The sequence below is a fragment of the Treponema primitia genome, assembly GCF_046533075.1.
Classification (GTDB): Bacteria; Spirochaetota; Spirochaetia; order Treponematales; family Breznakiellaceae; genus Termitinema; species Termitinema primitia_B.
Genome location: NZ_JAJQRB010000084.1, coordinates 1 through 21735 on the forward strand (window position 1 = coordinate 1; position 21735 = coordinate 21735).

Annotated in this window: 21 protein-coding genes; 5 read left to right on the forward strand and 16 right to left on the reverse strand. The window is 47.8% G+C overall.

Going from position 1 to position 21735, the window contains the following annotated elements; all coding sequences use genetic code 11:
- Window positions 1–197: 197 nt before the first annotated feature.
- A complete protein-coding gene (tpx, locus tag LQZ19_RS17340) occupies window positions 198–713 on the forward strand; it encodes a thiol peroxidase (protein WP_411048952.1) in 516 nt (171 codons plus the stop codon).
- A gap of 446 nt (window positions 714–1159) precedes the next feature.
- On the opposite strand, the gene vapC is transcribed toward tpx, so the two are convergent.
- The 9 genes from vapC to LQZ19_RS17385 all read right to left on the reverse strand — a co-directional run bounded on the left by vapC (window position 1160) and on the right by LQZ19_RS17385 (window position 9473).
- A complete protein-coding gene (gene vapC, locus LQZ19_RS17345) occupies window positions 1160–1567 on the reverse strand; it encodes a type II toxin-antitoxin system VapC family toxin (protein ID WP_411048953.1) in 408 nt (135 codons plus the stop codon).
- Window positions 1567–1761 (reverse strand): type II toxin-antitoxin system VapB family antitoxin, encoded by a 195-nt coding sequence (locus LQZ19_RS17350; RefSeq protein WP_411048954.1) that lies wholly within the window; start codon window positions 1759–1761, stop codon window positions 1567–1569. Before LQZ19_RS17350 ends, vapC begins: the two co-directional genes overlap by 1 nt.
- Window positions 1762–2117: 356 nt before the next feature.
- Window positions 2118–5222: a fibronectin type III domain-containing protein gene (locus LQZ19_RS17355; RefSeq protein WP_411048955.1), complete on the reverse strand. Its 3105-nt coding sequence runs from the start codon at window positions 5220–5222 to the stop codon at window positions 2118–2120.
- A gap of 416 nt (window positions 5223–5638) precedes the next feature.
- Window positions 5639–5950, reverse strand: a complete 312-nt coding sequence (locus LQZ19_RS17360) for a YbjQ family protein (protein ID WP_411048956.1) — start codon at window positions 5948–5950, stop codon at window positions 5639–5641.
- Entirely contained in the window at window positions 5931–6158 is a 228-nt protein-coding gene (locus LQZ19_RS17365) for a hypothetical protein (RefSeq protein ID WP_411048957.1), read from the reverse strand. Before LQZ19_RS17365 ends, LQZ19_RS17360 begins: the two co-directional genes overlap by 20 nt.
- Before the next feature lie 294 nt (window positions 6159–6452).
- Entirely contained in the window at window positions 6453–6800 is a 348-nt protein-coding gene (locus tag LQZ19_RS17370; protein WP_411048958.1) for a hypothetical protein, read from the reverse strand.
- Between the two features lie 33 nt (window positions 6801–6833).
- Window positions 6834–7460, reverse strand: a complete 627-nt coding sequence (locus LQZ19_RS17375) for a hypothetical protein (protein WP_411048959.1) — start codon at window positions 7458–7460, stop codon at window positions 6834–6836.
- Between the two features lie 479 nt (window positions 7461–7939).
- The gene (locus tag LQZ19_RS17380) at window positions 7940–8452 is read right to left on the reverse strand and encodes a flagellar basal body-associated FliL family protein (RefSeq protein WP_411048960.1); all 513 of its coding nucleotides are present in this window, start codon (window positions 8450–8452) and stop codon (window positions 7940–7942) included.
- Window position 8453: 1 nt separating this feature from the next.
- On the reverse strand, window positions 8454–9473 hold the full coding sequence (locus LQZ19_RS17385; protein ID WP_411048961.1) for a mechanosensitive ion channel family protein: 1020 nt from the start codon (window positions 9471–9473) through the stop codon (window positions 8454–8456).
- A gap of 88 nt (window positions 9474–9561) precedes the next feature.
- On the opposite strand from LQZ19_RS17385, the gene LQZ19_RS17390 reads away from it, so the two are divergent.
- The 3 genes from LQZ19_RS17390 to LQZ19_RS17400 are packed head-to-tail and all read left to right on the forward strand — an operon-like array spanning window position 9562 to window position 13134.
- On the forward strand, window positions 9562–9906 hold the full coding sequence (locus LQZ19_RS17390) for a cupin domain-containing protein (protein WP_411048962.1): 345 nt from the start codon (window positions 9562–9564) through the stop codon (window positions 9904–9906).
- 11 nt (window positions 9907–9917) lie between these two features.
- A complete protein-coding gene (glmS, locus tag LQZ19_RS17395; RefSeq protein WP_411048963.1) occupies window positions 9918–11756 on the forward strand; it encodes a glutamine--fructose-6-phosphate transaminase (isomerizing) in 1839 nt (612 codons plus the stop codon).
- Between the two features lie 19 nt (window positions 11757–11775).
- Window positions 11776–13134: an MATE family efflux transporter gene (locus LQZ19_RS17400; RefSeq protein WP_411048964.1), complete on the forward strand. Its 1359-nt coding sequence runs from the start codon at window positions 11776–11778 to the stop codon at window positions 13132–13134.
- Window positions 13135–13431: 297 nt separating this feature from the next.
- Here the strand turns inward: LQZ19_RS17400 and mtnA are convergent, their stop codons facing one another.
- The 5 genes from mtnA to LQZ19_RS17425 all read right to left on the reverse strand — a co-directional run bounded on the left by mtnA (window position 13432) and on the right by LQZ19_RS17425 (window position 19536).
- Window positions 13432–14517, reverse strand: coding sequence for an S-methyl-5-thioribose-1-phosphate isomerase (mtnA, locus tag LQZ19_RS17405; RefSeq protein WP_411048965.1), 1086 nt, complete (start codon window positions 14515–14517; stop codon window positions 13432–13434).
- A 15-nt stretch (window positions 14518–14532) separates the two neighbouring features.
- Window positions 14533–15747, reverse strand: coding sequence for an S-methyl-5-thioribose kinase (gene mtnK / locus LQZ19_RS17410; RefSeq protein WP_411048966.1), 1215 nt, complete (start codon window positions 15745–15747; stop codon window positions 14533–14535).
- Between the two features lie 17 nt (window positions 15748–15764).
- Entirely contained in the window at window positions 15765–16763 is a 999-nt protein-coding gene (locus tag LQZ19_RS17415) for an ABC transporter permease (RefSeq protein WP_411048967.1), read from the reverse strand.
- 1 nt (window position 16764) lies between these two features.
- Window positions 16765–18279 carry a sugar ABC transporter ATP-binding protein gene (locus tag LQZ19_RS17420; RefSeq protein ID WP_411048968.1) on the reverse strand — a complete coding sequence of 505 codons (1515 nt, stop codon included), beginning with the start codon at window positions 18277–18279 and terminating at the stop codon, window positions 16765–16767.
- 120 nt (window positions 18280–18399) lie between these two features.
- A complete protein-coding gene (locus LQZ19_RS17425) occupies window positions 18400–19536 on the reverse strand; it encodes a sugar ABC transporter substrate-binding protein (protein WP_411048969.1) in 1137 nt (378 codons plus the stop codon).
- Window positions 19537–19839: 303 nt separating this feature from the next.
- Here LQZ19_RS17425 and LQZ19_RS17430 point away from each other — a divergent pair, with 303 nt between their 5' ends.
- Window positions 19840–20862 (forward strand): LacI family DNA-binding transcriptional regulator, encoded by a 1023-nt coding sequence (locus tag LQZ19_RS17430; protein WP_411048970.1) that lies wholly within the window; start codon window positions 19840–19842, stop codon window positions 20860–20862.
- A gap of 196 nt (window positions 20863–21058) precedes the next feature.
- On the opposite strand, the gene LQZ19_RS17435 is transcribed toward LQZ19_RS17430, so the two are convergent.
- On the reverse strand, window positions 21059–21238 hold the full coding sequence (locus LQZ19_RS17435) for a hypothetical protein (protein WP_411048971.1): 180 nt from the start codon (window positions 21236–21238) through the stop codon (window positions 21059–21061).
- Window positions 21239–21445: 207 nt separating this feature from the next.
- A partial coding sequence (locus tag LQZ19_RS17440) for an Lcl domain-containing protein (RefSeq protein WP_411048972.1) occupies window positions 21446–21735 on the reverse strand: 290 nt, incomplete at its 5' end.

The following is a 21735-nucleotide window of genomic DNA, read 5'->3' on the forward strand; positions in this document are numbered from 1 at the left end:
GTAGACCCGCGCAGCGGGGCTGCGGAGACAGGCTCTACATGCACATGAAGCCGGGTATACCCCTCCCCACGCCCGATTTGCCGATAAGGAGCAACACAGCAGAAAAAGTATTTACCCCGCTCTATATCCTGTCTTGATTTTCCCCCTGCTTCATGCTATAGATAAAAGTGATAAGCCCAGCTATTTCGGAGGTTTTTATGGCTCTTATATCGTTCGGGAAAAAACCGGTAAGAACCTGCGGCAAGCTGCCTGCACTGGGTTCACAGGCGCCGAATTTTTGTTTGGTGGATGGGAATTTAGGGGATAAAACCCTGGATAATTGGGCCAGGAAGGTGAAGATCCTCAATATTGTACCCAGTTTTGATACACCGGTCTGCGCCACCGCAATTAAGCGCTTCAACGAGGAGGTGGAGAATGAGCCAATGCTGGTGGTCCTGAGCATCTCCTGCGATCTTCCCTTTGCCCAAGGCCGGTTTTGTCATACCGAGGGGATCCGCAATATCATTCCCCTTTCCCAGATGAGGGACCGCTCCTTTGGAAAAGATTACGGCGTGGAGATTATCGACAGCCCCATGGCGGGTCTTTTGAGCCGGGCGGTGGTGGTGCTGGACCGGGAGAATAGGGTTGTGTATACCCAACAGGTGGCGGACATTGGTACCCCGCCAGATTACCCCGCAGCTCTGGAAGCGGCAAGAAAAGCCCTGGAAAAATGAAGAGCCTTCCCTTAATTCAACAACAATATCTACCCCTTTCATCGGTACACCATGAAAGGTTGGTTTTGTGACATCGGGTTCATCAAATTTAAAAGCATTCAATGCGCCCCCTCATGGTATTTCCATACGTACCGGACATCATCTGTTCATCCCGCTGCCGGAATTGGGGGTCAGGGATTATTACCCCTACTCCCTGCGAATATCCGTATAGCACGATCTTGAGTAGTATTCGCGATTCATACGCCGACGCGCCTTTTTCGTCGTTGTTGTTCCCCTAGATTTATCGCCAGAAATAGCCCTTGCTCTTTATCTGTTTGCTTATAATTTGCCATAGTATTTATATCATATCATCATTTCTTTGGTTTATTGATCTTTTTTCTCTGTCGTTAAGCGAAATCTTATTAAAAGTACACCCTGGTTATACGAAGTTGGGCGTACTTTAGGCTTTATATTTTGTATATTTTTAATTTTGTTTCATTTGCTATTAATTCAAAATCATGGTCTTTATGAAAAACTGGAAGGCCATTTAGTATGGCAAGAGCAGCTATTAAACAGTCATTCTGTTTTCTGAGTGTTATGTGTTTTTTCTTACATAGTCTATAAATATTTATTGCCATTTCTGTTATTTCCATTATATCATTATTAAGAATTGAGAAATTTAGTAATGTTTCTTTAATGTCATAAAAGTCATTGTCATCTTTAATTCCACGTAATACTTCCATATAAATGATGGGAGATATGAAAATATTGTTAATGTTATTATGTTCTATTAGATTCTGTAATTCATTTGCTTCCTTTGAATCATAATAATTAAAAAAATCTATCCAAACAGATGAATCCACTAGAATATCCATTATATTCCTTTCCTCATTTTTTCAAGATCGCCTTCCCAGATTTTTTTTCCTCGGTATTTCAAAATATTCTTTTGATTATATTTTCGGATATATTCACTTAATATCGAGTTTATTGCACCTTTTTTAGTATTTTGGCCACTAATTTCCATGGCTTTCTTAACCAAAGTGTCATCTAAGTCAATGTTTGTCCGCATATTGTCCTCCAATGTGTAAATATTTGTTAAAAAATACACCATTATTATGATATTGTCAAGTGTTTTTTCTTTATTTTTTGAATTTTTGGAGTTTCATGCAAAATGGATTTCGCATAACGAAGCTATGCTAAAAGCAAGATACGGAATCTGATATACTGAAGCGGTTCGGTAAAACGACTGCTGTCGGACCTTTGATCCGCAATCCCTTTTTGAGGAATGGTCCTGACGGATCATTACCCCGTATAGACGTTCCGGCTGTATACGATAAAACTACATCATTGTCCGGCAAGGACACCAGGCTAAATAGTACCTGAAACCCTCCGGGGTATTTCCGGAGGGTTTCAGGATGCGCCGCGCTAATTGTGGCCGTTGAGGGTGTCGTCGGTAGAATCGCCCGACAGGATGTCCGATCCATTGCCGTACTTGGCGGTGCCGTAACCGACCTTGTACAGGGAAGCACCACTATTGATAGAAGTAGTGGTATTGCTGTTGGCGCCTTCATTTTTACCGTAGATTGTACCGCCGTTCATGGTGAAGTTTCCATTGTAAATGTAAATGTAAATGTAAACACCACCACCACTATAGGCGGTATTATTCGATACCGTTCCGCCATTCATGGTGAAGTTTCCATTGTCAATGTAAACACCACCACCACCATTATAGGCGGTATTATTCGATACCGTTCCGCCATTTATGGTGAAGGATGGTGTAGAGGAGGTTTCGCCATAGACATATACCCCGCCGCCTTCGCCGGAAGAGCTATTGCCCGATACCTTGGCGCTGCCGCTCATGGTGAAGGATGTAGGAGAGGTTTTGCCATAGACATATACCCCGCCGCCTAAGACGCCATAGGAGCTATCAGATTTAATGGCCTTATTCTCCGACACTTCCGCGCTGTCGCTCATGGCAAAGGTTCCGGATTCTATATATACCCCGCCGCCAAATTGAGCGGTATTATTGCCCGACACCTTAGCACTGCCGGTCATGGCAAAGGTTGCACCTGATTGGTTAATATATACTCCACCGCCTTTAAAGGCGTTATTACCTGATATTACGCCATCCGTAAGGGTAAAAGATTTTTCGCTGTATATTCCGCCCCCGTTCCCGGCAGCAGTGTTTTCCGAGATGTCGATGGCACCTGTTATACTAAAGCTTTGGCTGTAGGAACTAACATATATGCCGCCGCCGTCTCCGGAAGCGATATTTTTCTCGATTTTGCCCCCGCTTATAATAAAACTGCCTTCAGCGACATACACCCCGCCTCCTTGCGCGGCGTTGTTCTCCGATACGGACGCACTATCAGTCAGGTTAAAGACCCCTTCTCCTGTATAACCAACGACATATACCCCACCGCCTTTGGAGGCAGTATTGTTGGAAACGGCCGCATTGCCTTTCATGGTAAAGATGGTAGGGGAGGTTTCGCCATAAACATATACCCCGCCACCAAAGGCATAGCCGCTGGAAATGCTATTGGCCGTTACGGCAGCGTAGTCATCCATGGTAAAGGTTCCCGATCTGAGATATACCCCGCCGCCAGTTTCACTGCTTTTATTACCAGATACGACTGCATAATCATTCATGGTAAAGGTTCCCGAGTTGAGATATACACCGCCGCCGCCAATATTATCTTTTACCGAAGAATGTCCTTTCATGGTCAAGCTGCACCCGCTGCCTATTATCTTTACACCACAGGAATTATTATTCGATATCGTTGAATAGTCGTTCATGGTCAAGCTGCCGCCATTAGTGATCTCAACGCCATTTTCGTTTTCCGATATGGACGCGTAATCATCCATGATAACGGTTCCTCCGTTAATGCCAATGGGGAGGGTGCCTCCGGTTTTTTTCGTGGTCCCCTTCATCCTTAGGGTCCCGGACACACCTACTGATGAGTAGCCGCCTGTGATGACAATGTCCTCCAATATCAGGGTAACACCGCTCTCGACGCTGAAACCTTTATGTATTGTGTTTTTTCCTGCCCCCATCCCTTTTATGGTAATGGTTTTGCCGCTGAATTCGCCGCCAAAATATAATGTTCCAACATCCGGTTCATCCCGGTAGAGCTCCACAGTAATATTGGTATCTGCGGAGGCTTTGGCAATGTCAAGGTTTTCCACAAGGCTCAGGCCGACATTGAGCGTTAGGGTCTTCTCTTCGCTCTTGTTGTTCGATGTATCAACTGTGCGGGCTGTAAAGGTATAGTCAACGCCGTTGGTAAGGCCCGTGATAGTTACATACTCGGTTCCTTTGGGGACGTTTATCGGCTGGGTAATGCCGGCCGGTTTGGGTTCAACCGTTATTTCGATATGGTCAAAGTCGTAAGGATCATTCCAAGAAAGGCGTACCTGGCCATTACCGTTCTCTTTCCATAAAGAACTGATCGAACTGGGGGGCGTTGTGTCAGGGCTCTGGGGGCTTGAACTATTGGTAGCGCCGTTGCTCTTGTTACCGGAGGTGTCCACCGCTTTGACGGTAAAAGTATAGCTTACTCCGCCCGTAAGGCCCGTGATGGTTTTGGTCCCGATTCCCTTGGGGACGTTTACCGGCTGGGTAACGCCCTCGGTTTCGGGCTCAAAGCTTATTTCAATATGGGAAAGGTCGTTGTCATAGTCATCGGGATCGATCCAGGAGAGGGTTACTGCGCTTATACCGGGTTGTAGTTCCAGACCATTAATATCCGCGGGAGGCGTATGGTCATCCGGGTCAAAGCCTCCCGAGGGGCTATGCGGGCCGGTTTGTGTGCCTTCACTCTTGTTACCAGAGGCGTCTACCGCTTTAACCGTAAAGGTGTAGGCCGTGCCGTTGGCAAAGCCCGTGATGGTTTTGGTCCCGGTTCCCTTAGCGACGCTTACCGGCTGGGTAAGGCCCTCCGCTTCGGGTGCAAAGCTTATTTCGATATAGGAAAGGTCGCTGTCGGAAGGATCGGTCCAGGACAGGGTTACTGCGCTATTGCCGGGGATGGCGCCCAGGCCGGAAACATCCGCAGGCGCGGTATGGTCATCCGGGTAGGGGCTGTGGGGGCCGGTTTGTACGCCGGCGCTTTTGTTGTTGGAGGCGTCTACCGAGATAACCGTGAAGGTGTAGGGCGTGCCGTTGGCAAGGCCGGTAATGGTTTTAGTGCTGGCCCCCGCAGGGACAATTATAGGCTGGTTAACGGCCGCTGTTTGGGGATTAAAGGTGATTTCCACATGGTCAAAGTCGCTGTCGGAAGGGTTGGACCAGTTAAGGATTACCTGACTGTCCCCTGGATTTCCGGATAAACCGGAAACTACTCCCGGGGGTGTGGTATCAGAATTGGAAGGGCTTGCACAAGCACTAAAGACAAGTACCGCAAGGGCAAAAAAGAGGGCTGATTTATTTAGAAAATACGAAGGGTATGTCCAAACTCTTTGAAATCGGTAATTCCTAGTATTCCTATCGGGGGGGGGGGTACCTATTTTCTTACCAAAAACCTCTTTCATTTGCTTGCTCCTTTATAAAAAAATGACGGATGATCCGGTCTCCAATTCGGTTAAACGAATTTTAGGCCCGGCACTCCACTCCATAGCCCTAAGGCTACAATAACCAAGCAATTATATCATAGGGTATGGCTATAATGCAAGGAGATGGTCCGCTCTTACGGTTAGATTTAGTTATGAGGCATTACGGCGGCGATTGACCAAAAATTGTAGAAAACCCCTATATTATTCCGCTTTTACCGGGCGAATTAAGTGTAACACGTTGCCAATCTTCGGGGGTTGAGGCTTCACTTTCGTCAGCCGTGGGGCGAAGTTCGATGAGCTTTCTGGAAACCGAAGGTTTGTATCGTATCATCATTTCTTTGGTTTGTCGATCTTTTTCTCTGTCGTTATGCGAAGTGGGGGCGTACACCATTTTTTTATTTGAATTTTACTGCTGTGCCATATGCTATTACTTCTGCGGCATTTTGCATTATTGACGATGATGCATATCTTATATTTACAATTCCATCTGCACCAAGTTTTTCCGCTTCTGCTACCATTCTTTTGGTAGCCAAGGCCCTTGCCTCATTCATCATTTCATTATAGGCTTTTAACTCCCCACCTATTAATGATTTAATGGCCTGGGTTATATCTTTACCAAAATTTTTTGATTGAATGGTACTTCCCTTTACAAGTTCAAGTGTTTCAAGCTCTTTTCCTGAAACGTAATCAGTATTTACCAAGATCATCTTCTTCTCCTCCATCAATCTCTTTAATTCGTTCTATTAAAACTTTAATAACTACTATGGTTATTATTATTGATATAGTTAAGGCTATCATTTTAATAATTATTGGAATATTAAATTTAATAAAAAATATTACATATATTGTATAATAAACAATAAGACATATTGACACAATAAAAGGGGCTATTTTTTTATTAAAATGTTTCCCCATATATTTCCTCCTAAATTTTATATTCCCATATTATACCTTATACTTATTATTATTGTCAAATAGCGGCGAAGCCGCTTTACATAATAATTTTCAGATAATTTCAGCCCCCTTTTCGTCGTTGTTGTTCCCCTAGATTTATCGCCAGAAACAGCCCTTGCTCCTTATCTGTTTGTTTATAATTTGCCATAGTATTTGTATCGTATCATCATTTCTTTGATTTGTCGATCTTTTTTCTCTGCCGTTATCTAAAATCTCATTAAAAGTGCATCTTGGTTATGCGCAGTAGGCCCGTACTTATAATTTATTTTCTATATTATTCTTTCGTTTTAAATAATGTGCCGAAATTCTTTTACCCAAAAAATCATAAAAAGGATAACCTTCTATTATAAATTGCCCAGCTCCAATTCCGTCAGAAATCCACACTTTTTCTTTAAAATAATAATCTACCTGATCTCGAACTATTTCTATATGATCAATATCAGACAAGTGGATATTTTTTATATTATAGCCACACAAATTATTATAACGAATTTTTATATCATCAATATAACGATTAAATGCAATTTTACTGGTTGCCCATATTTTAACAGGTTTTGAACCCATTCCCCAGACCGGATCATAATCAACAACTGAATACGTCATATTTTCTTCCGTATATTATTGATTTATTATTTCTTATTTAAATAATTTATCTTCTTTTTCTTGTTGTATCATTTTTTCTTCTTTTTGTTTTTGTTTGTATTCCTGTTGTTGTCTTTTAGCTGTTAAATTTTTTTGATAAACATTATTCAATATTTCGTCAGTATTATTATCAAGAAAATCTTTGGCTTGTTCTTCTGTTAAAGTTAAAGTTAAAGAAGAGGGAGAAAAATTAGCACTATATATACCTGATCCATGAATATACATATTCGGCGATATTTGTAGGGTACTATTATATCCAGTCGAATTAAAATAAAAATTTATAGACCCGTGATTAGCCCATCCTACCTTTTTTTCGTCCCCACCATAAAAAGAGGCCATATCTCCATCTAAAGGCGTTTCACGATTAAGAGACCACGGTAATTCCCTTCGTGAAACATTAACTTTATTTTCTTTTGCAATATTATCCCATTCAAAAAATTTGATAATATTTTCTTTGAATGACAAATATTCTTCAGGTGTAATGTAAAATTCTAATTCATTTTTATTTTTTAGATCAATATTTTTATATATAAAAATAACCTTATATATACTTATAGTTTCATCATTCCCATCTGGTCTAATAGAAATTATCGGTTCATATTTTTTAACTGAATAAGTCATATTTGAATATTGAGAACTTCGTGGTGAACATGATAAAAATAAAAAAAGGACATTTAGAATAATAGTATACTTATGAGACATTTTATCCTCCTATTGGTACTTTCTACATTTTTTTAATACTACATAAATATTTTTTTGTCAATAGGTGTTTAAAATATTCATAAATATTTAGGGCCTATTGCATATAACAGTATTTATACGCAATACGTATATACATCCAAAATAATCAATAATACGCACGAATTTGGTGCCAAGCGCCTCATCCTCTCCTTGTTAGTAATAGTGTTTTGCACCTTCTCGTACTGCGACACCGGCGGGCGTGGGGAGGGGTATGCCCGGCTTCATGTATATGGAATTCTCTGTCGTAGTAGACCCGCGCAGCGGGGCTGCGGAGACAGGCTCTACATGCACATGAAGCCGGGCATACCCCTCCCCACGCCCGATTTGCCGATAGATACCAGGTACTAAATTGATACCGCCTACTCTATCACCATATATTCATTAAAATACAGTATTTCTATCTGCCCCAACCGGAGTATCGCATTATACCGGGACAGAAGTTCCGCCTTTATTTCAGCCTCGCTTTTGCGTCCCAGCTCTTCTACGCTTAGCGCAGCAAAATAGGCCACGCTGATGTTCCGGAGCTCTTTGAGTCGGGATACCAGTTCCTCCGAAAAAGGCCGATCACCGGGATAATAGGGGAAAGCCGCCTGGAGGATCACCATCCCCGGATTAGGATCGGCGGTGGGGCAGCGGAGACGGCCCAGGCCGGTAAAGATATTCGCATCACCGGTGGCCAAGGGCGCGGCGGGGGAAGCCGGCGGGACCGGAACGGCGGCGGACTTGGGCCGGAGTATCAGGGCGTAAAGGGAACCCCCCAGGATGACCAGAACCAGGAACAAAACTATGACCAGGAGAATACGGTAGAAAATTACCAGAGACCGGGGGTTTCGCTGAGGGGGTCCGGAAGGCCGGTATTCAATACGGGGCATATTATATCAGGCGGATGCCCGCCTCCTCGAAACGCCGCAGAACCTCAAGGTTCACCGCGTTGATGGTTCCCCAGTAATCGGCCTGCTTGGAAATATAGTAGACAAAGGTGATCTGACAGACCAAACCGCCAACGGACGCCAGGGCTGCGATGGGCTGGCTTTCCAGGCCGGGGACGGTTTTGTGGATCGCCCTCAGCAGGTCAATCCCCTGGGCAATCTTTTCGCCGGTGTTATCCCCCCGAACCCTTATGGTCTGGGTGATCTTGGAATGGGGGGCGGAACTGACGTTCTCGATGGGGGTGGCGGCGAAGAGGCTGTTGGGGATAACCACCGTGCGGTTTTCCAGGGTTCTCAACCGGGCGGTTCGTATCCCAATTTCGGTAATAACCCCGTCAAAATCGCCTATCTTGATCCGGTCACCCAGCCGGAAGGGCTTATCCACAAAGATCGTAATGGACCCGAAAAAGTTTGACAACGTATCCTTGGAGGCCAGCGCCAGGGCGGCGCCCCCTAAGCCAAGCCCCGCCAACAGTGCGCTGATATTGTAGCCCAGGACCCGCAGGACCAGGACTGCCGCAATGATCCAAACAAGGGTTGAAAAAAAGTTCCGCAGTAAAGGCCGCAGAGCCGCTTCCCCCTTGAGCGCCCCTCCCCTCTTGGCGGGCACATAGTGATCAATAATAGCGCCGAGGATACTGTTTATGCCCATGGCAAAAAACAGTATCAGAAAAATATACAGGATACGGTCCGCCCAAAGGGACACATCCGGGGTCATCCCCAGTTGTTTCAGCCCCAGGTGTATACCCCCCAGGGTAACGCCGATGACCAGGGGCAGCCGGATACCGCCTATGATCAGATCATCAATCTTGGATTTGGTCTTAGCGCAGGCATGTTTTAGTATGGCCGCCAAGATCCAGGAGCAGATTTTTCCGGCCACAAAGCCTCCGGCGATAAAAGCCGCCGCCAGGAACCATTGTTTCACCGGACGACCCAATAAAATGTAATTCAATAAATCCTGCATATACTCCCCTGGACTCTCTTCCTTTTTTTATTATTAAAGCATACTATGACAATATGAATTAGCATACTATTTTTAAGGAGTTATTACCATGTTCGTACAACGGAATTCAATGGGAACTGAAAAAAAGGAAAAAATGAGGGGCGGAGAAGGGATCGTTAACTTCACCTATTTTGTGCCAAACGGTACGGAAAAGAACGCCCGTTTGCTGGCGGAACTATCCCTGGAACCAGGGGCGTCCATCGGCTATCATCAGCATGATAATGAAACCGAGTACTTCATCTTTATCTCCGGTACCGGTACTGCCAATGACAACGGTACGGAGATATCCGTAAAGCCCGGGGATCTGCTCATCACCGGCAACGGCGCTTCTCACAGCGTCAAAAATACCGGTTCCGTTCCCCTGGTGTTTAACGCCCTGATAGTTACGTATTAAGGGATACCCCCATGTGCGGTATCGTCGGATATATCGGGGCGGAAGAGACAGCCCCAATTCTCATTAAGGGCCTTAAGCGGCTGGAGTACCGGGGTTACGACTCTGCGGGGATCGCCGTTTTGGGCAGCGCCGGTTTGACGATCCGGAAGTCCAAGGGCGCCCTGAAAAACCTGGAAGAGAAGATTGAAGGTGAACTGGGGGCAGGCGCCCTGGACGGTACCATGGGCATAGGGCATACCCGATGGGCAACCCACGGTGAGCCCTCCGACATTAACTCCCACCCCCATACCGATGTATCCGGCAAAATCGCCGTGGTTCACAACGGTATCATCGAAAACCACGCCAAACTCAAGGTCTGGCTTATGGAGCATGGGGTTAGTTTCCGCAGCGAAACCGACACCGAGGTTATCGCCCATCTCGTTAACTTCTATTATAAAGGCGATTTACTCCAAGCCGTGATTGGGGCGCTGAAACGGCTGGAGGGTTCCTATGCCCTGGGGATCATCTGCGAAAACGATCCGGACCGTATCATTGCGGTGCGCAAAGAAAGCCCCCTGGTGGTTGGGGCGGGCAAGGGGGAAAACCTCATCGCCTCGGACGTACCGGCGCTGCTGGAATATACCCGGGAAGTCTACTACCTGGAGGACCGGGAAATCGCCGTACTCTACCGGGACCGGATAGAGTTTTACAACGAAGAGGGTGAACAGCGTCAACGGGAAAGCCGGCACGTGGAGTGGGACGCCGCCGCCGCCGAAAAGGGCGGTTACGAGCACTTCATGATCAAGGAAATCCACGAACAGCCCAAGGCCCTGAGGGATACCCTGCGGGCACGGATCAAAATCGCGGGTACGAAAACTATCAACCTGGAAGAGATCGGCTTCGATGCTTCCTGGGCAAAGGCGGAACGGGTGGTTATCGCCGCCTGCGGTACGGCATGGCACGCCGGGGTTATCGGCAAGTACGCCTTCGAAAAGTTTGCCCGTATCCACACGGAGGCGGAGATCGCCTCGGAGTACCGCTACCGGAACCCCATATTCAACCCAAAGGATATTTTCCTTATCATAAGCCAGTCCGGGGAAACTGCGGACACCCTTGCTGCCATGCGCTTGGCTAAAAAGAGCGGCGCCCGGATCATCGCCATTACCAATGTTGTGGGTTCCACCCTGGCCAGGGAAGCGGATCTGGTGATGTCTACCCTGGCGGGGCCGGAGATCGCCGTGGCATCCACCAAGGCTTTTACCACACAGCTTATGTGCGTTTATCTCATCGCCCTCCAGCTTGGACGGCTCCGCGGTATGAACGATACTGAACTGGCTGCCCATATCGAAGCGCTGGAAAAGCTGCCGGAACAGGCGGAACGGATCCTTGCGGGAAAGGAGGATATCCAGCGTTTTGCCTCCCTCCAGTTCAACAAGTCCAAGGTCTTCTACATGGGCCGCCTTTTCGATTACGCAACCAGTCTGGAAAGCGCCCTAAAGCTCAAGGAGATAAGCTATACCCATTCGGAGGCCTTTGCCGCGGGGGAACTGAAACACGGCCCCATCGCCTTAGTCGATGAAACTACCCTGGTTACCGCCCTGTGTACCCAGCCGGCGCTGTTTGACAAGATGGATTCCAATATAAAGGAAGTAAAGGCCCGTCACGCCGCCACAGCGGTGATCACCTACGATGATGTAGATTACTTTGATAAAACTGCGGATCAGGTTTTCCGTATACCCCGGACCCTGGACAGCCTTTCTCCCATCCTGGCGATTATCCCCTGTCAGCTTTACGCGTATTACTGTTCGGTTCTTCGGGGCTTGGATCCTGATAAACCGAGGAATTTGGCAAAATCGGTGACCGTAGAATGAAAAGCAACAGGGCCTAGCGTTGGCCTCCCCTGCACGGTGGAATAACCAAGCCATTTTTTACCTCCTCGGGCCCCTGATAATTGAGCAGATCCTGGGGGTTACCATGGGCATCGCCGATACGGTGATGGTCAGCTCCGTGGGAGAATACGCCGTCTCCGGGGTATCCCTGGTGGACGTGATTAACAATCTGCTTATCCTGGCCTTCGCCGCCCTTGCCACGGGCGGTTCCGTGGTGGTAAGCCAGTACATAGGCCGCAGGGATACTAAAAACTCCGCCAGTGCCGCCAGGCAGCTTATCTATGCTAATACCATCATTTCTGTTGTTATTACCGTGGCAGCACTGATTCTGCATACCCGGATTCTGCAGCTGGTATATGGAAATGTCGAAGCCGATGTGATGAAAGCGGCGCGGACCTACTTTTGGATAACCGCTCTGTCCTATCCCTTTCTTGCACTCTACAACTCCGCCGCCGCCCTCTTCCGCGCCATGGGTAACAGCAAGGTCCCCATGCTTATCGCCCTGCTGGTAAATTGCATGAACATCGGGGGAAACGCCGTCTTTATCTTTGGCTTCCATATTGGGATTACCGGGGCGGCCCTGTCCACCCTCATCAGCCGTGTGGTTGCGGCGGCGGTACTCATGGCCATGCTCGTATCCGGACCACACAGTTCCAGTCCCGTGTCATTGAAGGGCTTATCCAAGGTCCGCCTGGATCCCCGGATGATCCGTAATATCCTGAACATAGGTATTCCCAGCGGGGTGGAAAATTCTATGTTCCAGTTCGGTAAAATCCTGGTCTCCCGTATCTTTACTACCTTCGGTACCGCGGCTATCGCGGCGAACGCCATTATTTCGGTGACCAATTCCCTGTCTTTTATGCCCGGACAGGCCTTTGGTATTGCCCTTCTGACCATCGTTGGACAGTGCGTAGGCGCCGGGGATTATGAATGGGCTAAACGGTACACCTCTAAAATACTAAAACTGTGCTATGTGGTACTTATTATTCTGAACGGTGCAATGCTTATCTTTAAGGATCCCCTGATCGGCCTGTTTAATTTAAGCGCCGATGCACAAACCCTGGCTAAAAGTTATATGCAGGTACAGTGTATCAGCGCGGCCTTCTTTTGGACCCTGGCTTTTACCCTGCCCAATGCCCTGCGCGCCGCCGGAGATGCGCGGTTCTGCATGGTCGTGGGCGCCACCACCATGTGGCTTGTCCGGGTAATCATGGCATACGTCTTCGCCTACCCCCTGGGATTCGGCTCCCTGGGGGTATGGCTCGCCATGGGAATGGACTTCATCGCCAGGGCTGTAATCTATGCCACGCGCTGGGTCCGGGGGAAGTGGCAGAATAAGACGGTTATTAGTGAAGGGTAAATGTATAGGCGCCTGATATCTGTCGGCAAATCGGGCGTGGGGAGGGGTATGCCCGTCTTCATGTGCATGTAGAGTCTGCTTCCGCAGCCCCGCTGCGCGGGTCTACTACAGCAGGGAATTCCATATACATGAAGACGGGCATACCCCTCCCCACGCCCGCCGGTGTCGCATAGAGAAATTTGGCTACAGACACAACATCGTAAATTTACGCAGAATGAAGGGGGGGGGAGGAAAACTTATTCCTTCTCCTTTTGCGCCTTCTGTGCCTTTGCGGTTTATTATTCTTACATTTTTAAATTATTTTTTTGCATTTTTCTTTGTTTCGAAAATTTGTTTTAGGCTTTCGGTATAGGGGGGACGGGCGATGCCGTATTCGGTGATAATGCCGGTGATCAGCTCGTTGTCGGCAAAATCAAAGGCTGGATTGTATACCTTTACGCCTTCCGGAGCCATACGCTCTTTGTACCACATCTCCGTTACTTCTTCTGCGGGGCGCTCTTCAATTACAATATCCTCACCCTTTGCAATCGACATATCTATCGTAGAAGTGGGCGCGCACACATAGAAGGGGACACCGTAATATTTAGCCAGGATTGCCACACCGGAAGTGCCGATTTTATTCGCCGTATCTCCGTTGGCGGCTACCCGGTCGCAGCCTACAAAGATTATCTGCACCCAGCCGTTTTTCATTACCTGGGACGCCATATTATCGCAAATTACCGTGGTGTCCACCCCATTTGATACCATCTCGATGGCCGAGAGCCTGGCGCCCTGCAGCAGAGGACGGGTTTCATCGGTGAATACCTTGAAGTTTAGCCCCCTCTCCCGGCCAAGGTGGATAGGCGCCAGGGCGGTGCCATACCTCACCGTGGCCAATTGCCCGGCATTACAGTGGGTAAGAATACCGCAGCCATCCTTGATTAGGCTAAGACCGTATTCGCCGATGGAACGGCAGCCCCAGATATCTTCGTCACGAATTTTGACGGCCTCTTGGCGGAGCACTTCTTTAAGATCCGGAATGGGCAAGCCCGCATTGACCTGCGCCACATCATCCATACGGTTAAGCGCCCAGAATAGGTTTACTGCGGTAGGACGGGCGGTTGCCAGATAGTCCTTAGCTTTTTTAAACTGGGCATAAAAACTATCGTAGGTATCAGAACGGATTTCCTTTGCCGCAAGATACAGCCCGAAAGCCGCGGTAACTCCAATTGCCGGGGCTCCCCTTACCTGCAGGATATAAATAGCCCTGTGGATATCTTCCTGTTTGGTAAGGGATATTATTTCCACCTTTCCCGGTAGTTTGGTTTGATCGACAATAACCAGAGCGCTTTTTTCGTCATCCAAAGCAACGGTGTCATAGTCCAGAATGTTTTGAGTCATCATTGTTCCTTTAAAAAATTATACCTTCAGAGCCTTAAGGGCCCGTAGGAATGCCTGCACAAAATCGTCCCCGGTAACAAAATTACGGCGGTTAACAATGCAGTCTTTTGCACAAATAATATTTACCCGCTCCGCGAAAACACGTTTTTCCTGATCCGCTATGGTGGTAACATCCTTAACCTGGGCCATGCCAACCGTACGGCGGATCAATTCCAACCCCGTACAGGCAGCGGTGTCGATTATGATAGTATTCAGGTAATATTCGGCAAAGCCCTTGGTTTTCGCCATCACATCCGTAACCCGCTGGGCATAACATACCAGGAATTTTTTCTTGAACAAGTCGATCACCTCTACGGCGGTTTTCAACACCCAATCGCAAAAATCTTTGGCGCCCGCCGCATTCCCATTATCCCAGGCAAAAAATAAATTAGCAATCACATTGCCGATATCGTATCCCATGGGGCCGTAAAATGCAAACTCAGGGTCGAACACACGGGTACCCTGCTGGTTTACAAAAACAGAACCCGTATGCAGATCCCCATGAATGAGCGCCTGGGCATTGTTCATAAATTCAAACTTCAGCTTAGCGACCTCAAGGTGCAAAGCCTCGTCGTCATACAGTTCTTTCTGCACAAACTGCGCATTTGCGGGGGTAACCAGATTCCGCTTGTTAACATTATTGTATGGTTCCGTGTAGACCAAATCTTCGGTGATTTCACAAAGTTCGGGATTAATAAAACTCTTTACCAGCCCCTTCTTTTCCTTGTGTTCCATCACCACATCGGTGGTGTTCAACAGGGTATTCACCATATAGGTGGTAACATCATCGGCAAAACGGGGGAAGGTTTTATGCTCCATCAGGGCATAGCGCATCAACTGATAATCGGAGAGATCCTCCATTATACAAGCGCACATCACCGTGTCGTACTGATAAATCTTAGGAACCAGACCGGGAGCGTACTTATATTGCAGGAGGAGAATTTCCGATTCTATGCGGTTACGATCCGTTGAAATTTTCATCTCCGCAGAGATCCGGAGGGCCTCTCCTGCCTGCTTTACAATGATGGACTTGCGGGTTTTCTCTTCCCGGATACGAAACACATAATTCAAGTTACCATCGCCGATTTCTTTCACTTCCAACTGCGCGCCGGATGCAAAGAAATCTAATTTTTCATTGATGTATTCGGCTACATCCGCTTCCTTCATCAAAAAATAACTATCAAAACGAGACATCCTGTTATCCTCCATGCTTATTTTTTACGAATATAGTTCAAGGCCAGCGCTATTGCCAGGACAAGACCTTTAAAAATATTGACGGTGTAATAGGGTACCGATGCCATGATAAGACCGTTTTCCAGAACCCCAATCAGAAAGGCGCCGGCCAGGGTACCGAAGGCATGGGGTCTTCCCACACCGGCAACGGAAATGCCGATATGCGCCGCCGCCACCGCACCCATCAGATAGGACGAACCGGAATTAATCTGCGCATTGCCCACCCGCGCGCCGATAAGTATCCCGCCGACAGACGCCAGTATGGCGCTCAGGATATAAGCCAGGGCCCGGTACCTATGCACATTGATGCCGGATAAACGCGCGGCCTCTGCGTTGGCGCCTACGGCATACATATAACGGCCATGCTTAGTATAGGTGAGGAACAGAAATGCTAACAACACCAGAACCAGCATAATGATGATAATCCAGGGCTCTTTGCCCATGGTACGCAAAAAAACCGGTACCCTGCCCACGGCGCTGCTGCCATCGGGCCGCACCATCCGTTCGTTGATAGCCCCGCCGCCCGCATAGGTCATGGCGACCCCTTCAAACATGAACATGGTGGCCAAAGTAGCCAGCATATCCGGTATTTTCAATTTTACTATGAGCAGGGTGTTCGCCAAAGCAACCATCTGCACAATAAGGATGGTAAGCACTATAGCAAAGATGGTTCCCGGTACGGTTGTACCAAAGGAAAACCACACCAAAAAGGTCATGCACACGGTGTTAGAAAGGGTAGCCGCCGAACCCACCGACAGGTCAATGCCGTTAACCGTAAGGGCAAAGGTCATACCGATTGCAACAATGGTTACGATACAAACAGATCGAAGTATGGCGGTCATATTTGATATGGACATAAATGTAGGCATGGTTATCGAAAAACCGAGTACCATAATCACAATAGTAAGCAGTATTCCCCACCGGGTGATAAAATCCATTATAGTCGTTCTTGTGCCGCGCACTGCGGATTTACCCATCTCAATTGCCTCCGGTTGAATAATAGAGTAGTTCCTTTTCACTGGTTTCAGAAACCTTTACTTCCTTCACAATCCCGCCGTCAAACATGATATATGCACGATCGGCGATGGCCAGGATCTCGGAAAACTCACAGGAAGTATAAATAATACCCTTCCCTTGTGCGGCAAGATCCTCAATAAGCTTGAATATATCCCGCTTGGCGCCCACATCCACACCCTTGGTGGGCTCATCAAAAATATAAACCTCCGAATCGGACACCAGCCACTTGCCTACCACTACCTTTTGTTGATTCCCGCCGGAAAGATGGGCCACCTGCTGGTATTCCGAGGGGGTCTTGATACCCAGATCTTTCACCATTTTTCGGGCAACATCCAATTGCCGGGATTTTACTACAAAATGAATTTTATTCAAAAATTTTTGCAGGGACGAAATAGTAATATTGGCATACACCGGATCATCAATTATGACCCCCTCTTTGCGCCGCTCTTCCGGCACCAAGGCAAGCCCACGCTTTACCGCCTGGGCCGGCGTCTTTGGGGTAATATCCTTTCCCCGGAGCTTTACGGTGCCGCTGCCACTGGGGTAGGCCCCAAAAATAGTTTTACACAATTCGGTTTTACCCGCGCCTACAAGACCGGCAATGCCGATAATCTCGCCGCTCTTTACCTGAAGGTTTATATTTTTTACCCGCCCATCGGCTTCTGTAAGATTTTCCAGACTCAGGAGCACATCACCGATGGGAACCTGCGTTTTTTTATAGGTTTCGTCAATGGCGCGGCCCAGCATATATTCCACAATTTGATTGATGGTAAGGTCCGGGGTAATATCCATGTCCTTAACCACCTGCCCATCCTTCATGATGGTGATATGTTCACAAATTTCAAATAACTCCGCAAGGCGATGAGAAATAAACACGATACCTACATTTTCTTCTTTGGCAAGGTACCGCACAACTTTAAACAGATTTTCTGTCTCCGTATTGGAAAGAGGCGCCGTTGGCTCGTCCAGTACCAGAAACTTGCAGCGTTCCCGGGCGGCGCTGGCCAGCAGGATCATCTGCTTTTCCGCCAAGGTCAATTCCGCAACACTTTTACGAACATCAATGTTTACCCCAAGCCGGTCCAAAGCTTCCTTGGCGGCCTGGCGAATATATTTCCAGTTAACAAACTGCTGTTTACCCATTTTATTGACCAAAACATTGGTCATAATATTTTCGGCCACCGAAAGGCTGGGGGCAAGCGCCACATCCACCTCCTGGTACACTATCTCAATGCCCAGTTCCTTAGCAGCCTTAGGGGAACGGAGCTCACATTCCGCGCCATCAATAAAAACTTCCCCGGTATAATGATTGTTCACCCCGGAAAGCACCTTCATCAGGGTACTTTTACCCGCACCGTTGGCCCCTATCAATGCATAAATTTTTCCGCTCTCCATACTGAAGTCCACATTGGAAAGGGCTTTCACCCCGGGGAAGGTTATAGAAATACCTTGCATTTTCAGGGTGGATTTTTTCATCTCTGCCAAAATAATTCACCTACCGATATTATTGATATACGCTAAGCCGCAATCAGCTTCCCTTCCGGCAAGGAACGTTATCCGCCGAAATGGAAGCTGACTTAGCCTAATGTTTACGTATTACTTTCCAACAGAGGCCTTAATCTCTTTGAACCAGGCATAGCTATCAAACACCCCCTGCTCCTGGCCCCAACCGGATACCACTGAAACGATATTACCCATGTTAATGGAATTGTTCAGGTCCGTGGTCTTTACTCCCTGGGCATCAAGATTATAGGTATCGGGGGTTTTCTCGCCCGCAAATTTTGCGGCTAAAAGACGCATGTCGGCGATACCGATAAGTTTCGGATCCACCGCAGCGGTAGAAACCCATACATCGGGATGGGAAAGCATCAAATTGATATCATCGTTGGAAATATCGATGGACATAATTTTAATATCCTTCCGTCCGGCATCATCCAGAGCCTGTAAACAACCCTTGGCGAGCTCATCGTAGGAACCCCAAATTGCGTCCACCGCACCGGGGGCGAATTTCGGCAGCAGCGCGGACAGTGCATCCTGGGTGCCGCCGCGGGCATTAGCGGAATCCACCGGGCCGACCAGCGCAACTTCCTGAATCTTACCTTCCTTCACATACCGATCATAGACTACCTGACGGCGATCCAGGGGCGGTACACCGGGGCCCATCCAGGCGCGGATAACCTTAATTGGTTGTTTACCCGCAGGGAAATTCGCCACGAGCGAAGCCAGGGACAGTTCTGCAAGCTTGGCATCTTCCTGGGCGGTGCTGGTAACACCGGTGAGGATCTGGCCGTTGACATCGCCATTCAGATAGGGAATGGAATCGAAGGTGACAACCTTCATACCCTTGTCGACGGCAGGTTTCAGCGAATCATAGGTGTAACCGGCCTCACCGTGGGAGAGGATAATACCATCGTAATCTTTCTGGATAACCTGGGCGAGGGTCTCCTGACACTTGGCGTTGTCACCATCGGTAACAAAGGTGTCAACGACAAAGCCAAGCGCCCGGCCTTCGGACGTACAGCCTTCCAGGAACTGCTGGGTATGGTCGCCGGCGGCCAGGTTGCGGACAACCGCTATTTTAATGGCGCCATTGGCCATCTGATTCGGCATATACTTTTTGAGCAGCTCATTTGTCGCAGCGTCGTTAGCCGTCTGCGCCTTTTTACTACACCCCATGAATATTGCCGCGCTAAACAACGCCGCAACCAAAACCAACCACACTGCTTTTTTCATATTCTTTCCTCCAAAAAATTATTATAACACCATATATTCATGGCGTACAATCACTATGTAAGATCTCATTCAAACCATTTGATAACTTGGAATCCAATTAAAATATTTTATAATAAATACTAAAAATATTTATCCGCCAATTATTGAAACTATAGCATTGGCCTAGCTCATTGTCAAGAATTTTTTGAAAACCTCCGGAATTTGGCAATTATTCCCTGTTTTTTGCGTAAAATATTTTAGTAAATACTAAAATATTTTAGTATTTACATTGACAAATTCACCCATTAAGGGTTAAAATGGAGTATGGCTCCGCGGATAGTTGATATCGCAAAGGCCGCGGGGGTCTCCCCTTCTGCGGTATCCCTGACATTAAACAATAAATCCGGCATCAGCAGTGAGGTGCGGAAAAGAATCATCAATATTGCCACAAACCTGGGATACAAAACCGTTCTTACGGATCAGTACCTTATTAATGAAAACATCACCATAAAACTCTTAAAAATAGCGAAACATGGCCATATCGTAAATGAGCGCCACAATGCCTTTATCACCGAATATATGGAAGGAATTGAAACTTACGCCAAAAAACGAAAATACAAGTTTGAGGTTTCGTTCTTTAATTTGACGCCCATTGAGGAAGTTATCCATGCCCAAAAGGGCGCATCCGTGGACGGCTTCATTATTCTGGGGACCGAGCTCAATGCCTATGAACTGAATTTCTTTACCGAGTTATCCAGGCCCCTGGTGTTTATCGACACCTACTTTCCATCTTCCGGATATGACTGTATTGATATGGATAATGCCGATGGGGTTTTTCGGGTGATCCAGCATCTGTATAATAACGGCCACCGCAGCATAGGATTAGTAAAGAGCAGTTATGAAGCCCGGAATTTCAGGATGCGCGAAACCGGTTTCCTGGAGGCCATGGAATATTTTTCCCTGCCGGTCCAGGAAAAATTTATTATCAGTGTGGACCCTGCCTTTGATAAATCAATCGCCGATATGAGCAAATTCCTGGAAAAGCAGCGTGTCCTGCCAACGGCATTTTTCTGTATGAACGATATTATCGCCTACGGCTGCATGAAAGCCCTGCGGGACCACAATTACCGCATCCCCGAAGATATCAGTATTGTTGGGTTCGATGATCTGCCGTACAGCAGCCTATCCGAACCGCCTCTAACGACTATCAGGGTTTCTACCCATCAGATCGGACGGCGGGCATTGGAAAAACTGGCGGAGCGGATGACTAATCCGCCGGAGGATATACCGGAGAATATTTTGATTTCGGGGAAGTTGGTGTCACGGGGAAGTGTTGGGAAACTCTGAAGGGCGAATCGAAAAAACGCCGGTGGGGGAGGGGGAGCCCCGCTGCGGGATGCCTGTAGAATCCACCTATGGAGCCCCTTCGGGTCTCCTCCGGTGGGGAATTCCAGAATATCCCGCAGCGGGGCTCCCCCTCCCCCACCGGCGCCTGTTCGAATGGGTTGCGCTTGACTAAGACTGGCGCTTTTCCCAGACCTCGCTACGCTACGCCGGGGCCTTGTCTGGCGACAATTTCTTTATAGAGCTTCACGATATTCTCCAGGGCGCTGAGCCTGACCAGGAGAGCCTCTTCCTGTGGCGCGTCATGGAACCGTCCTGCTGCTACTGCATCGGCAACAGCATCCGCCAGTTTGTCCGTATTAAGTTCATCGGTATTCATAGTTTCCCCTGTAACAACCCGTAATAAAGCCCGGCAAAAGTGGTGACTGTTACCACTCGGCGGCAGCTTGCCTTCCTTCATGCCTTTGTGTGAATAAGAACATCGCACACAAAGGCATGAAGTTAATACCCGAAGACGCCAGGCATTGGGAGGCTATAGCCCCCCACCCCCCCCAGGCGGCAAAAAAAGGGTTAAAGGGCTAAAGGGTTAAAAAGCCCGAACCGCACGGACACTGCTTGTAGCATTCTTGCCGCGGCCGTACTGACTGCCATCGCTGAAATCCTGGACCCACGCGACACTACTACCGTTCTCCGACGAGGACCAGTACCACCTGCCATCAAGACTGCCCAACCCTTTAGCTTTGAGGTTCTTGTAAATCAGGTCAAGCTCATCCTTGCTTGGTAAAAACCAGTCGTTCTTTTCACCTCCGGTATACCCGGTACACAACTGAGCCGCCATACCTGTTTGCCCGTTCTGCCGCAGGAAGTTTATGCTTG